Origin of the sequence: Clostridioides sp. ZZV15-6598 (assembly GCF_020657705.1) — a bacterium.
GTDB lineage: Bacteria > Bacillota > Clostridia > Peptostreptococcales > Peptostreptococcaceae > Clostridioides > Clostridioides difficile_F.
The window spans coordinates 69,994-84,271 of the sequence record NZ_JAGWCS010000002.1; the positions used below are offsets into that span (position 1 = coordinate 69,994).

General features: G+C 28.8%; 14 protein-coding genes. 12 read left to right on the forward strand and 2 right to left on the reverse strand.

Annotation, left to right across the window (positions count from 1 at the left end; all coding sequences use genetic code 11):
• Positions 1 to 33 precede the first annotated feature (33 nt).
• The 9 genes from gcvH to hisJ all read left to right on the forward strand — a co-directional run bounded on the left by gcvH (position 34) and on the right by hisJ (position 7,451).
• The gene (gcvH, locus tag KGF50_RS00690; protein WP_003418363.1) at positions 34 to 411 is read left to right on the forward strand and encodes a glycine cleavage system protein GcvH; all 378 of its coding nucleotides are present in this window, start codon (positions 34 to 36) and stop codon (positions 409 to 411) included.
• A gap of 112 nt (positions 412 to 523) precedes the next feature.
• A complete protein-coding gene (gene acsV / locus KGF50_RS00695) occupies positions 524 to 2,452 on the forward strand; it encodes a corrinoid activation/regeneration protein AcsV (protein ID WP_227846367.1) in 1,929 nt (642 codons plus the stop codon).
• A 32-nt stretch (positions 2,453 to 2,484) separates the two neighbouring features.
• Positions 2,485 to 3,357, forward strand: coding sequence for a radical SAM protein (locus tag KGF50_RS00700; protein ID WP_227846368.1), 873 nt, complete (start codon positions 2,485 to 2,487; stop codon positions 3,355 to 3,357).
• Positions 3,354 to 4,292, forward strand: coding sequence for a radical SAM protein (locus KGF50_RS00705; protein ID WP_227846369.1), 939 nt, complete (start codon positions 3,354 to 3,356; stop codon positions 4,290 to 4,292). Before KGF50_RS00700 ends, KGF50_RS00705 begins: the two co-directional genes overlap by 4 nt.
• A 46-nt stretch (positions 4,293 to 4,338) precedes the next feature.
• Positions 4,339 to 5,154 carry a lipoate--protein ligase family protein gene (locus KGF50_RS00710; RefSeq protein WP_227846370.1) on the forward strand — a complete coding sequence of 272 codons (816 nt, stop codon included), beginning with the start codon at positions 4,339 to 4,341 and terminating at the stop codon, positions 5,152 to 5,154.
• A 150-nt stretch (positions 5,155 to 5,304) separates the two neighbouring features.
• A complete protein-coding gene (locus KGF50_RS00715) occupies positions 5,305 to 5,496 on the forward strand; it encodes a CooT family nickel-binding protein (protein WP_227433438.1) in 192 nt (63 codons plus the stop codon).
• An 18-nt stretch (positions 5,497 to 5,514) separates the two neighbouring features.
• Positions 5,515 to 5,931 (forward strand): DUF3842 family protein, encoded by a 417-nt coding sequence (locus KGF50_RS00720; RefSeq protein WP_227433437.1) that lies wholly within the window; start codon positions 5,515 to 5,517, stop codon positions 5,929 to 5,931.
• Positions 5,932 to 5,946: 15 nt separating this feature from the next.
• Positions 5,947 to 6,300 (forward strand): zinc transporter, encoded by a 354-nt coding sequence (locus KGF50_RS00725; protein ID WP_227846371.1) that lies wholly within the window; start codon positions 5,947 to 5,949, stop codon positions 6,298 to 6,300.
• A gap of 371 nt (positions 6,301 to 6,671) precedes the next feature.
• Positions 6,672 to 7,451 (forward strand): histidinol-phosphatase HisJ, encoded by a 780-nt coding sequence (gene hisJ, locus KGF50_RS00730; protein WP_227846372.1) that lies wholly within the window; start codon positions 6,672 to 6,674, stop codon positions 7,449 to 7,451.
• Between the two features lie 234 nt (positions 7,452 to 7,685).
• Here the strand turns inward: hisJ and KGF50_RS00735 are convergent, their stop codons facing one another.
• Complete coding sequence (locus KGF50_RS00735; RefSeq protein ID WP_227846373.1) at positions 7,686 to 8,564, reverse strand: DUF4300 family protein; 879 nt, start codon at positions 8,562 to 8,564, stop codon at positions 7,686 to 7,688.
• Positions 8,565 to 9,117: 553 nt separating this feature from the next.
• Between KGF50_RS00735 and KGF50_RS00740 the strand changes: the two genes are divergently transcribed.
• The gene (locus tag KGF50_RS00740) at positions 9,118 to 9,630 is read left to right on the forward strand and encodes a hypothetical protein (protein ID WP_227846374.1); all 513 of its coding nucleotides are present in this window, start codon (positions 9,118 to 9,120) and stop codon (positions 9,628 to 9,630) included.
• Positions 9,631 to 10,004: 374 nt separating this feature from the next.
• On the opposite strand, the gene KGF50_RS00745 is transcribed toward KGF50_RS00740, so the two are convergent.
• Complete coding sequence (locus KGF50_RS00745; protein ID WP_227846375.1) at positions 10,005 to 11,102, reverse strand: aminotransferase class V-fold PLP-dependent enzyme; 1,098 nt, start codon at positions 11,100 to 11,102, stop codon at positions 10,005 to 10,007.
• Between the two features lie 290 nt (positions 11,103 to 11,392).
• Between KGF50_RS00745 and glpK the strand changes: the two genes are divergently transcribed.
• Both glpK and KGF50_RS00755 read left to right on the forward strand, forming a co-directional pair.
• Positions 11,393 to 12,919 (forward strand): glycerol kinase GlpK, encoded by a 1,527-nt coding sequence (gene glpK, locus KGF50_RS00750; protein ID WP_227846376.1) that lies wholly within the window; start codon positions 11,393 to 11,395, stop codon positions 12,917 to 12,919.
• Between the two features lie 39 nt (positions 12,920 to 12,958).
• The gene (locus KGF50_RS00755; RefSeq protein WP_227846377.1) at positions 12,959 to 14,074 is read left to right on the forward strand and encodes an ethanolamine utilization protein EutH; all 1,116 of its coding nucleotides are present in this window, start codon (positions 12,959 to 12,961) and stop codon (positions 14,072 to 14,074) included.
• Positions 14,075 to 14,278 lie beyond the last annotated feature (204 nt).

The window sequence follows — 14,278 nt, forward strand, 5'->3', positions numbered from 1 at the left end:
TAATCAATAATATAATATTGGGGGTCTATCGAAATGAAATTATTACCAGAATTAAAATACTCTAAAGATCATGAATGGGTAAAAGTAATTGATGGAGATGTTGTATATATAGGTATAACAGATTATGCTCAAGATCAATTAGGAGAAATATTATTTGTTGAAACACCAGAAGTAGAAGATACTGTAACTAAGGGAGTAGATTTTGGAGTAGTTGAATCTTCTAAAGTAGCTTCTGATTTAATATCTCCTGTTAATGGTGAAGTATTAGAAGTTAATGAAAAATTAGAAGATGAGCCAGAATGTATAAATGAAGACCCATACGAAAACTGGATATTAAAAGTAAAACTAGCTGATGTTGCTGAGCTTGATACATTATTAAGTGATAAAGAATACGAGGCTGGATTAGAATAATTAAAGACTAGGGATGTTATTATAATTGGGGAAAGTATAGTAAAATTTGAGTGCACGCAAATTTAGCTATACTTTCCTTTTATAATATATAGAACAAATTGGGAGGGATATCATGATAAAGGTAAATTTTATGCCAAACAATAAAGAAGTTTATTGTAACGAGGGAGATATATTACTAGAAGTTGCAAGAAATGCTGATATATTTATAGATGCTCCTTGTAATGGAAATATGTCTTGTGGTAAATGTAAGGTAAAGTTGTTAAAAGGTAAGGTTGATACAGAAAAAACAAGACATATAACAGATGACGAATGGGAGCAAGGTTATATATTAGCTTGTTGTACAAAGGTAATATCAGATATAGAAATTGAAGTTCCTTCTAAAGTATCATCTTCTATGCATGGTATGAAAATAGAAGGTAGTAATAAACAAAAAGATAGAGAAATTTTTGAGAGAGCTAAAAAAATAATAGAAAAGCATAACTTACAATTTAAGACAAATATAAAGAAGAAATACATAGAAATGGAAGAACCAAATTTAGATGATAATATAAGTGATGTAGATAGATTAGAAAGACATGTTAGAAATCATCTGGGGTACAATGAAATAGATTTTAGATTAGATATACTTAGAAAGATGCCAACGATATTTAGAAAGAGTGATTTCAAAGTTACAATAACATATGTTCAAAAACAAAAGAAACTTACAATCATAAATATAGAAGAAGGAAATAAGGAAAATTCTCTGTATGGAGTTGCAATAGATATTGGTACAACTTCAGTAGTTGTATGTTTAGTAGACTTATATTCAAAAGAAGTAGTAGATAAAGCATCATCTGGAAATGCTCAGATAAAATATGGAGCAGATGTTATAAATAGAATTATATATTCGACTAAGAAAAATGGATTAGAAACTTTACACAAAGCTATAGTTGATGAAACTATAAATCCTCTATTAAAAACATTATATGAAAGAAATGGCATAAATAAGGAGGATGTAGTCACTTTAGTAGCTGCTGGAAACACAACTATGACAAGTTTATTCTTGGGTGTGTATACAGACTTTTTAAGACAAGAACCTTATATACCACCATTTTTAAAATCTCCAAAACTTATGGGTGAAAATGTAGGACTTTTTGTAAATGACAGTGCATATGTGTACTTAGCTCCATCTGTAGCAAGTTATGTAGGTGGAGACATAACAGCAGGAGTACTATCAGCAGGGATATGGTCAAGTGAAGAAAATGTTTTGTTTATAGATTTAGGTACCAATGGAGAGATAGTGTTTGGAAATCAAGACTATATGATGAGCTGTGCATGTTCAGCAGGTCCTGCATTTGAAGGTGGAGGCATAAGTTGTGGAATGAGAGCATCAGCAGGAGCAATAGAAAAGGTGGCTATTGATAAAGAAACTTTAGAGCCTACATTAAAAATAATAGATGAATGTGCACCAGTTGGTATATGTGGCTCTGGTATAATTGATTTAATTTGCCAAATGATTACTAAGGGTGTAATAGATAGAAGAGGTAAGATATACAGAGATTTAAACAATAAGAGAGTTAGATTTAATGAACATGAAATAGGAGAGTATGTATTAGCATTTAAAGAAGAATTTGATTTGGAAAATGATATAGTAGTAAATGAAGTGGACATAGATAATTTCATTAGAGCTAAAGGAGCTATATATTCAGGAGCATATACTCTTGTAGATAGCTTAGGTATGGATTTTAGCATAGTAGATAGAGTTTATATAGCTGGTGGTATAGGAAATAACTTAGATATAGAAAATTCAATAATTATAGGATTACTTCCTGATATAGATAGAGATAAATTTACTTATATAGGAAATAGTTCACTTGTAGGTTCTTACTTGGCCCTTATAAGTAAAGATGCCAAAAATAAACTTGAAGAAATAGGTAAACAAATAACTTATGTTGAACTTAGTGTTTATCCAAGTTACATGGACGAATTTATTTCTGCATGCTTCTTACCACATACAAATATAGAGCAGTTTCCAACTGCAAAGCAACTACTAGAAGAGTAAAATATCAAAACATAAATGTAGAGGGTTAAATTATGTATAAGGATTTATCTGCAAAAATGAGAACTGCGCTTGACATTAAATTAAGTAATTTCGGAAATGAGATAGAGTTTGCTTATCCTAATCAGACACTGGCTCTTAGTACAACAAGTAATAAGTGTAGCCTGAAATGTGCTCATTGCAATGGGCATTATTTAGAAAATATGATACCAATTGAGAATTATGAAGAAAAAGTTAAATCAAGAAATATAACTAGTTTTTTATTAAGTGGTGGTTGTAGTTATGAAGGTGATGTCCCAATAAATACCCATATACAGACCATTAAAAAGTTAAAGGAACAAGGATACAGATTAAATGCTCATTTAGGGCTTATGGATAAAGAGAGCATTATAGAATTATGTAAGTATTTAGATATAGTTTCTTTTGACTTGGTATTCGATAAAGAAACTATAAAAGAAGTTTATAAGATGGATAAAAGCAAAGAAGATTATATTAAAGTTTACAATACAATAAGAGAAAATACAGAAGTAGCACCACATATATGTATTGGTTTAAAAGGAGGAAAAGTAAAAGGTGAGTATGAGATTATAGAATACTTACAAAAAAATCCTCCTAATAAACTGACATTTATAGTTCTTATTCCCACGAGAGGTACTGAATATGAAAATCTAGAACCTCCTAAGTTGGAAGAAGTAGCAGATGTTTTATGTGAAGCGAGAATTAGTTTACCAAATACAGAGATTAACCTAGGTTGTATGAGACCTAGAGGTGTGTATAGAAAAGAGCTCGACCAATTAGCCATAATGTGTGGAGTTAATAGAATAGTTCTGCCATCAAAATCTGCTAAGAACAAGGCTATAGATATGAATATGACAATAACTGAATGTAAGGAGTGTTGCGTTTTATGATTAGATTATCATCAGGGACAGCAATAGAACTTGGAATATTAAATAAAAAAAGCGATATACCTCCTACTACAGCATATATAATGATTGGGGAAAAATGTATAAACAAATGTAGTTTTTGCTCTCAATCAATAGAAAGTAGTACTAGAAAAGATAAATTATCAAGAGTAGTTTGGCCAGAGTATTCTAAAGAGGAAATACTGGATGCTCTGAGAGCATATAAAGGAAAAAATATAAAGAGGATATGTATACAATCAATGGCAAGTGAAGAGGCACACAAATCTGTTTTAGATTTTATAAATTATATAAATGGTAAAATAGATATGCCTATTTCATTGTCTGCAAAATTAGAAAGTGATGAAGAAATAAATAAGTTTTTTTCTGCTGGAGTAGATAAAATAGGAATAGCGATAGATGCAGCAAATAAAGAATTATATGAAAAAATAAAAGGATATAATTACGATGAAAAGTTGAGGTTTATAACAAAAATGTCAAAGTTATATCCTAATAAAATTAGCACACATATAATTGTTGGTATGGGAGAAAGTCATGAAGACATATACAACCTATATACTTATTTAAAGAAGAACAATATAACTATTAGTTTATTTGCATTTACTCCAGTTAGAGGGACTAAAATGGAAAAAATAAGTCAACCAAATATAGAAAGTTACAGAAGAGTACAGCTAATGTCCTATATGATAAATAAAGGTTATTCACAAGAATACTTTGAATTTAAGAATGGACACTTAGGGAATATAAAACTCGATGATGAGATTATATCAGATATAAACAAGGGTTATCCTTTTGAAATAAGAGGATGTAAGGATTGTAATAGACCATATTACAATGAAAGACCAGGAAGTACTATATATAACTATTCAAGACCTTTAAATCAAGATGAGATAGATTTGGCTATAAGAGAACTAAATCTGTAAATGATTTCTTGAATATATTTATACTAAAGATTGGGGCGTAATAATCATGAATCAGTGGAGAGTTATACATAATAAATCATATGATGGTGCAATGAATATGGCAATTGATGAAGCTATATTTACTGCATATAAAAAAGGATGTGTGAAGCCAACACTTAGATTTTACACTTGGAAGCCAGCTTGCTTGAGTGTAGGATATTTTCAAAAACTTGAAGATGAAGTAGATTTAGATAAGTGTAAGTGCATGAATATAGACTATGTCAGAAGAATCACAGGAGGAAGAGCTGTATTACATGATAATGAGCTAACTTATAGTATAATTATAGGAGAAGATAATCCTTTAATTGATAAAAGTATAAATCTATCTTATAGATATATAAGTGAAGGTTTAGTTAGAGGATTGAATTTAAGTGGTATAAAAACAGATAACTTAAATAGTGGAGAGAGAATAGGTAGAGAAAATCTATCAGCTGCATGTTTTAATGCACATGCATCATATGAAGTTACTATTAATAATAAAAAGGTCATTGGAAGTGCTCAAAGCAGAAAAGATGGTGTTTTGTTACAGCATGGTTCAATAATAATGGATTTTGATGTAGAAAAATTGTTTAAATTAATAAAGACTAAAACACCAGACCTAAAGGAAAGAGCAATGAAATTTACAGCTAAAAAGGCCAGTGGAATAGAAAATGAAATTGGTAAAAAAATAGACATAGATATTCTACAAGCTAATCTAATAAAAGGACTGGCTAGTCAATTTAATGTTGAGTTTGTAGAAGAAGACTTGACCGATTATGAAAAGCAATTAGCTGAAGAATTATATAAAAAATACAAGGATGAAGAGTATAATAAAAAGCGTTAACTTTAATTGACTTTAGGCAAATTAAAGTGATATACTTAAGGTATAATAATATACAAAAACTGAAATCATGAAGGTTTCTTTGGTGTATTGAAATACCTAAGGAAGTCTTTTTTTGATTTTTAATAAAAATCATATTAGGAGGAGATTTATATGTGTGAATCATCAGCTTTCATTTGTAAGAATAACAATGAATTAGAAAAGGTTATGGAAAATGTGGTTAATATAGACCCTTGTGATGGAAAGATTTATTTAACTGATTTATTAGGAGAACAAAAAATAATAGATGGAATAATTAAAGAAATAAGATTGATGGACCATAAGATAATAATACAAGAAAATTAATTAATAGGGGAATTTCATATGATAATAGCAGTGATAGATGGAATGGGTGGAGGTATAGGAGCCCAGATAGTTTCTTCTTTGAGAGAAGAATTACCTACATATGTAGAAATTTATGCACTAGGAACTAATTCTATAGCAACTAGTTCTATGATGAAAGCTCATGCTAATAAAGGAGCTACAGGGGAAAATGCTATAGTAGTATCAGCTAGAAAAGCCAATATAATAGTTGCACCTATTTCTGTAATAATACCTAATTCTATGATGGGGGAAGTCACTTGTAATATAAGTGAAGCTATTGCAGATAGTGAGGCACTTAAGATACTTTTACCTATTATGCCAGAAAATATAGAGTTAGTTGGATTAGAAGGTAAACCATTAGCACTACTTGTAAAAGATTCTGTTAATGTTATAAAAAAAGAATTTAATATAAAATAACAGGGGGAATAACTAATGATGTTTGATAGAGAGATTATAAGATACCACCATGGGCACCATGACCATGACGACCATTGCCATGAACATAATCATGGAGATATATGTCACGAACATCCACACGACCATGCTCATGACCACGACCACGAACATAATCATGAAGAATCATCAGAGTCTAAAGATGAAAAAACTTTAAAAATACTTTTAGTACATTGGATAAATCACAATGAGACTCATGAAGAAGGATTTAGAGAGTGGGTAGAAAAAGCAAGAGCTATTGGAAAAGAAGAGACAGCAAAGAGTATTGAAAAAGCTATAGAGTGTATGGAAGAAGCAAATAAAATGCTATTAGAGGCTAAAAAACATATGTAAATATGATTGTTAAAATCGCTTATATATTTTGATATAGGCGATTTTTTATGTTTTATTGATATTTAATTATTGAAATTTCTAGGGATTATGTAATATACTTTAATGAGGAAATTTGTTGTGAAACTGAGTTATTTAATATATAGCACTATTATTTTTAAGTGATATTACTCTTATTTAAAATAGCTTTGCTATTAAATATAATAAAAAGCATAAATAATTAAACTATAGGTTGAGATTAGTGTGGATAAGTACAGTTCTTAGACCTATGGATGTGATACATAAGTACTATCAAATATGAATCGCCACCTTTAAATATTACTGAAGGTAGTTAAGGTGGAGCAGTTCAATTTAATAAAGGGAGTGAAATAGTTATGAAAGATGGTCATATACATTCACCTTATTGTCCTCATGGAAGTAAGGATGACTTTGAAAAATATATACAAAGGGCAATTGATGTTGGTATAACAGAAATGACATTTACAGAGCATTTTCCATATCCACATGGATTTAAAGACCCTGCGCCTGAAAATGATAGTTGCATGAATATTGAAAATTTATCAAGTTACTTTAATGATGTTAAAAATTTTAAACAAAAATATGAGGGTAAAATTAAGATAAATGTAGGAGCGGAAGTAGACTTTCTTGAAGGTTATGAAGACGGCATAAAAAACAATTTAGATAAATATGGTGATGAATTAGAGGATTCTCTATTATCAGTACATATAATTAAGATTGATGGTGCCTACTGTTGTGTAGACTATAGTGTAGAAGAGTTTCAAAATCTGATTGATAAGCTTGGAAGCATTGAAGCTGTTTATAATAAGTATTATGAAACGTTAATAAAAGCTGTAAATGCAGATTTGGGTATACATAAACCAAAGAGAATAGGTCATTTAAATTTAGTTAGAAAGTTTAATCAAGTATTCCCATATAATTATGAAGGAAATAAAGTTCTTGAAGAATTAATAAAGTTAGTTAAAGAAAAAGGTTATGAACTTGATTACAATGTTTCTGGAAACAGAAAAAAATACTGTAAAGAACCTTACGTAGATGGATACTTATTAGAATTAGCAAAAAAATATGATATTCCATTAGTTCTTGGCTCAGATTCGCACTGTGCAGGTGAAATAAATAATTATGATATAGGCTAAAGATGTATATATTATAATCTTAAAGTTATGATAATTTATACTTTTAAAGTACTTAATAAAAAGACTGTAAGTAGATTTATGTAACATAAATCTACTTACAGTCTTTTTATTAAATTAGGAAAATATTTATAGATTTGTTCAGTATTAGAGTTTCACAATTAATATTTTTCGTCGATATTAGTCTACTTTTACTTATCTTAATAATCATAAAGATACTTTTAGTGTTTAGAAATATTACTGCATAAGTTTATCATTTTCCATTATTATTGGGTCTAGTAATTCTACGTCTCCTTCTGACATTTTTAATCTATTGAACATATAATTTTTCACATCTTTTTTACTTTTGAATTTAGTAACTTGATAAGGTGATGTAGAACCATATTTTTCTATAAATAAAATATCTTTATCAGTCTTGATACATATACCTGTATGACCTATAAATACATTTTTAGTTTCTGGATAACGAAGAAATCCACTTATAATAGACATATTTTTATTATCTTTAAAAGATATTTTTCTTTTTTTCCATTCTTTTTTTATTTGTTCTGCGTTTTTATTTATATCATCTGTGTCTTGAGTTGGTATTGCAGAAAAAAAGTTAATAAATTTTTCTATATCCTTTGAGTTAAATTTTGCATCTCTATTATTATTTATAGTATCTAAATCAATACTTAAATCAATAGAATCTCCAGTAAACTTCTCTTTTGAGTTTATGAAATCTTTAAAAAGTCTAAATGCTGTTATTCTGCAATTTACATCCATATAGTTAGGAAACTTTTTAATCCAGTTATCTTGTAATTTATCTAAATTGTATGGAACCTGCTTTGTGTTAATTGAACTATATCCAGACTTAGATATGTTTACATTGTTTTGAAGTATTTTAATTTGAAGTTTGTTGTAGCTCCTAACTGATTTAATAAAAATATCAATATCTTTTTTATTTACTCTATTTTCTTCTAATACATTTTTTACTTGATTTTGTGTATTTTTATCTATCATGTTAGAGTATACTAATCTGTTATTATTTTTAATAGTTGAATATGCAAAGATTGTAAGCATGCTTGATAACACTAAAATAACTGACAACATTGCTATTAGTAAATTTTTTCTCACCTGTTTTTCTCCTTTATAAATTTATTTTGTCGACATATTTATAGTATATAGTACATTTAATTTTAGCTTCAATATGTTTTTAATTACAAAACTGTTGTAAAAAATATAACTTTATTTAAAACTTTTTTTTAATATATAAAAATATATACTAAATAGGGGTATATATTTTTTGAATTTTCAACTAATTTATTTGGACATTGACTATATGATTTTATAAGTCAAAAATAAGTAAACTATCAATGAAATATATTATGAAATTAGGTTTTTTGATGTAGTATTTTTAGTAAATCAGTAGGCTTGAGACATATGATAAATTTTATTTTATTAAAAATAAAGTTTATTAAGTTCAATAAATACAATATTAGAGTCAGGGAAAAGTTTAAAAATTTTATTTTTTTAATTCAACTATTCCTAAAAGAGGAAGGTTTTAAGGAAGAGTTAAATTAAAAAGTTTGGTTACATAATAGTAATTTTAGTTACAAGAATGAAACTGTAAAATTTAGATTTTTATTTATATAATTTCACTAAGAACATTTAATTTAGGAGGTAAAATATGAAGTTAAAAAAATTAAAAATTGGTATGGTCATGGCATTGACAATAATAACTATTGGGACGTCATTGATAAATGTATCAGCTATGGAATTAAACAGGAGTGAAGAATTTGAGATTAAGTACAGTGAAATGAAAAAAGAGTTTCAAGAAGAGTATGGAAAGGAAGATAAATTCAAAGTCGTGGTGGATGATGAATTTACAAAAGAAGAAGTAAATGGAGCTAAAGGGATTATAAAGACAACTAATAAAATGAATAATGAAGTTGTAGTTTTAAATTATTTTGATGAAATGAAATCAGGAATTGAATTTGAATTAAAACCAAAAGCTGAAAAAAATGCAATTTTAAGAGCTGAGTTTCAACAAGGATATGGAAATGAAGATAAATTTAAAGTTGTACTAGATGATGAATTCACAAAAGAAGAGGTAAATGGAGCTAAAGGGATTATAAAGACAACAGATAAAGAAAAAGGTGAAGTTATTGTGTATAATTACTTTGATGAGCTTGAAAAGTAATATTTAAAGTATTTAACCAAAAAAAGAACTAAATTTAGAAGTATATAGTATCATGTATAGATTTTAAACTTATAACAATCTATACAGTTAAATAGCCGAATTGTATCAAAAATATAAAAAAATCAAGTATAAAAAGAGTCAAATATAAAAAGGATTGTATCAAAATAAATTTTTAATATAGGGGTGAACTTTATATATTAGAGTTCACCCTTATAAAAAAGTATAAAACAATATTTGGCTATATTTAATGTTCAAGTATATTTTTGAATATGTTTATATAGAGTGACTATTTATAGATAGCTGTTATTTACAGACCATAATCTAGTTTAACCTGAGATATTTATATAGTTTTTTAATTTCTGGTTTTGAGATATTTATATAGCTTTTTTAATTTCTAATTTTGATTTTAAAATATCAAGGAATTTATAACAATCGTCTGGATAAATTTCTCCCATATTTGCAACTTGGAACATATTATCATCTAGAAACTTACCTTTCCCTGGATATACCACATAACCATTTTCTTCTTCTAGTTCTAATATAAATCTATTTATATCAATTTCTTTAGGAAGAAATACAGAGGTAACAGTATTAGACATATACTTATCTGGAAGTAAAAATGTTAGACCTAGTTCTTCCATACCATTTCTTAAAATAGCAGAACATTCTTTATATCTTTCTATCTTACTGTCATCTTCTAAAAATTCAGTTAAAGCTTCATTAAGAGCAAATATTAAAGTGACATTAGGTGTATTTGGTGTTTGGGAAGATGATTTTGCAAGCTTATAATGTTTGTAAAGGCTAAGATACACATTTTTACATTGACTTTCTTTAATATTTTGTAAAACGTTTTCTTTGGCGCAAAGGTATGCAGAGCCTGGAAATGCTCCAAGGGCTTTACCACCAACACCTGTTATTATATCTATATTAAACTCATCAACATCAATGTATTCACCAGCAGATGCACTTATTGCATCAACAAAAAATATTTTGTTATATTTTTTTGCAAGTTCTCCTAATTCAGGTACAGGATTTATCATTCCTGAACTAGTCTCATGAAATACCATAGCAATTACTTTTATGTCAGGATTTTCAAGTATATACTTTTCTAAAATATCTAAGTCTGGATATTCAGCCCATTTAAAGTCTGGTTTGTAGGTTTTAACACCATAAGCAGATAGTATTTCTTCTAGCCTTTCTCCAAAAACACCATTACTAACTAATAAAGCAGCATCTTCTTTATCAAATATAGAAGATAATACACATTCATTTACAGATGTTCCAGAGCCAGAGACAACTAGAGAATAATAATCAGAAGTTGCATTATATAATTTACTAATTTTTTGCTGTGTATCTTTAAATAAATTCATGAATTCATTTCCTCTATGACATATATCATGGTGAAGAAGTGAATTTCTAACCCTATCTGTAACCATTACTGGTCCAGGACTAAATAGATATGTTTTTTTCATTGCAAATCCTCCTTAAAGTTTAATTTAAATTTTAGAATGACTGTTTATGTGTGATTATTAAAATATTGTGTGTTAATTTAACTAGATTATAGAATAAAATTAATAATATTGCAATGATATTTTAATTAAAATACTTTAACAATCAAAAAAAGTAAAAAATACAAAAAATATTGTAATAAATATTGTATAAATCCCCAAGATGATATAGAATATAAATAAGTTAAATAGATTTTATATTCAAAAAATAATAAAAAATCTATTAATTCTGAAAATAAAGGGGGACGTTTAAAGTGAAATATGTATTAGCAATTGATCAAGGAACAACAGGAACAAGAGCAGTATTAATAAATGAAAAATCAGAGTTTGTTTTTAGTGATTATATGGAACATACTCAAATCTATCCACAATCTGGATACGTCGAACATGACCCTATAGAAATTTGGAATAACACAAAAACTGTAAGTAATAATGTACTACAACAAGCTTTTAAAAGTGGAATAGACGAAAGTGATATAAAGGGAATAGGTATAGATAATCAAGGTGAAACAGTAATGCTATGGGATAAAAATACAGGTATGCCATTATACAATGCAATTGTATGGCAGTGTAGAAGAACATATGATTATGTTGAAAACTTAAAAAATATACCTGGATTAGAAAATAAGATAATAGATAAAACAGGACTAATTATAGACCCTTATTTTTCAGGGACAAAAATTAAATGGATAATAGACAATGTAAAAGGCGTAAAAGAAAAAATCAAAAATGGAGAAGTCCTTGCAGGAACATTAGATAGCTGGTTAATTTGGAAAATGACAGGAGGAAAGTCTTTTTTAACTGATGTTTCTACAGCAGCAAGAACCATGCTTTTTAATATAAGAGATATGGATTGGGATAGAGAATTGCTTGATATTATAGGAGTTCCTAGAAGTATTTTAGCAGATATAATGCCTACGAGTGGTGATTTTGGTACTACAGATAAAGAGGCATTTTGTGGTGTATCAATAAAAATTACTGCTTCAATGGTTGACCAGCCAGCAGCTCTATTTGGAAATGGATGTTTTGAGCCAGGTATGGTTAAAAATACTTATGGAACAGGATGTTTCTTGTATATGAATATAGGTGAAGAGTTGAATATAGCAGGTAATGGGATATTAACAACTGTTGCCTGGAAAATAGGAGACAAAATTACATATGCTTATGATGGTGGAGTATATATAGCAGGTGCTGCAATACAGTGGCTTAGAGATGGAATTGGAGTTATAAAAAATTACTCAGAAACTGATGACATGGCTAACTCAATACCAAGTACTGGCGGTGTATATTTTGTTCCAGCATTTGCAGGGATTGCAGCGCCTTATTGGGACCAATATGCAAGAGGTACAATGGTTGGTATAACAGGAAGTACTAAGAAAGAGCATATAGTAAGAGCTACTCTTGAATCTGTTGCACTTCAGGTCAAAGATGTCGTTGACTCTATGAATTTAGCTTCAGGAAAAGATATAAAAATGCTAAGAGTGGATGGTGGAATTACAAAAAATAATTTTACAATGCAGTTTCAATCCGATATATTAGATATACCAATTGAAATTGCAGAAAATCCTGAGACAACAGTGCTTGGAGTAGGATATATGGCAGGCCTTTACTGTGGTGTTTGGAATAGTATTGATGAAATTAGAAATGAGTTTACAATAAGTAAAAAATACAATCCAAATATGACTAAACAAAAAAGAGAAGAAATTTTGCTTGGATGGAATCAAGCAGTAAAAAGAGCTATGAATTGGGAAAACGATACCAGAAAGGTGTGTGCTAATTAAAGTACAACATAGTATTTACATGTATAGGAGGAATTAAATATGCCCTTTGATAAAGTTATATTATATATAATGGCTGTAGGGGTGCTTTTAGGAGCATTAGATAGGATAATTGGAAATAAATTTGGTCTTGGCGAACAATTTGAAGAAGGCTTTAATTCAATGGGGCCACTAGCTTTAGGGATGGTTGGTATAGTATGTTTAGCTCCGGTTATCTCAAATGTATTAGGTCCTATAATAATACCGATATTCAATTTATGTGGAGCAGACCCATCTATGTTTGCAACTATATTAGCAAATGATATGGGAGGGTATCCATTAGCAATGGAACTTGCACACAATAAAGAAGCAGGTATGCTTGCAGGATTAATTGTATCATCAATGCTTGGGTGTACACTTGTATTTTCAATCCCAGTAGGACTAGGTCTTATAGAGTATGAAGACAGACCATTTTTTGCAAAAGGGTTATTAATAGGATTAATAACAATACCTTTTGGAGGGATTGTAGGAGGAGTGATAGCAGGATTTAATTTATCAATGGTAATTATAAATATGGTGCCAGTAATAATATTAGCAGTACTGTTAGCAATAGGTTTGAAAGTAAATTCAACACTTATGATAAATGGGTCTTTAGTTTTTGGAAAAATTATATCTATATTGATAACAATAGGATTAGGTGCAGCGGCATTTCAAGAAATAACAGGTATAGTACTTATAAAAGGAATGACACCTATAAGAGAAGGTATTCAAGTAATTGGAAGTATTGCAATAGTATTATTGGGTACTTTTCCTATACTACATTTATTAGTTAAAGTTTTAAATAAACCACTTACAGCAGTAGGTGGAAAACTAGGTATGGATGCAACAAGTGCAGCAGGATTAGTTTTTACTTTAGCTAATAGTATTCCAGTATATAAAATGATGAAAGACATGAGCCCAAAAGGAAAGGTAGTAAATACAGCATGGTTAGTTTGTGCAACAGCAGCACTAGGTGATCATCTAGGATTTACAGCAGGAGTAGTGCCAGAGATGATTACACCTGTTGTAATTGGAAAGTTAGTTGGTGGAGTATTGGCGATTGCACTTGCTATGGTAATGACAAAAGATTTAACAGCAGAAGAAGAGCAAAGTAGTAAAATGAAAAAAGAGGTTGTATAAAAGAAGTAGTGTTAAAGTCAGAGTTAAGTTAAATTAAAAAACAGAGTTAAGTTAAATTGAACAAATAATGTAAATAAAAAAAGACATAGTTACATAGTAAATACACGTATATTTTAGGCATAAATGGAGCTAAATAAATAATTATTTGGCTCCTTAACTTTAATCAATGATATTTTATAAGGAACTAAAAATCAATCATACAAG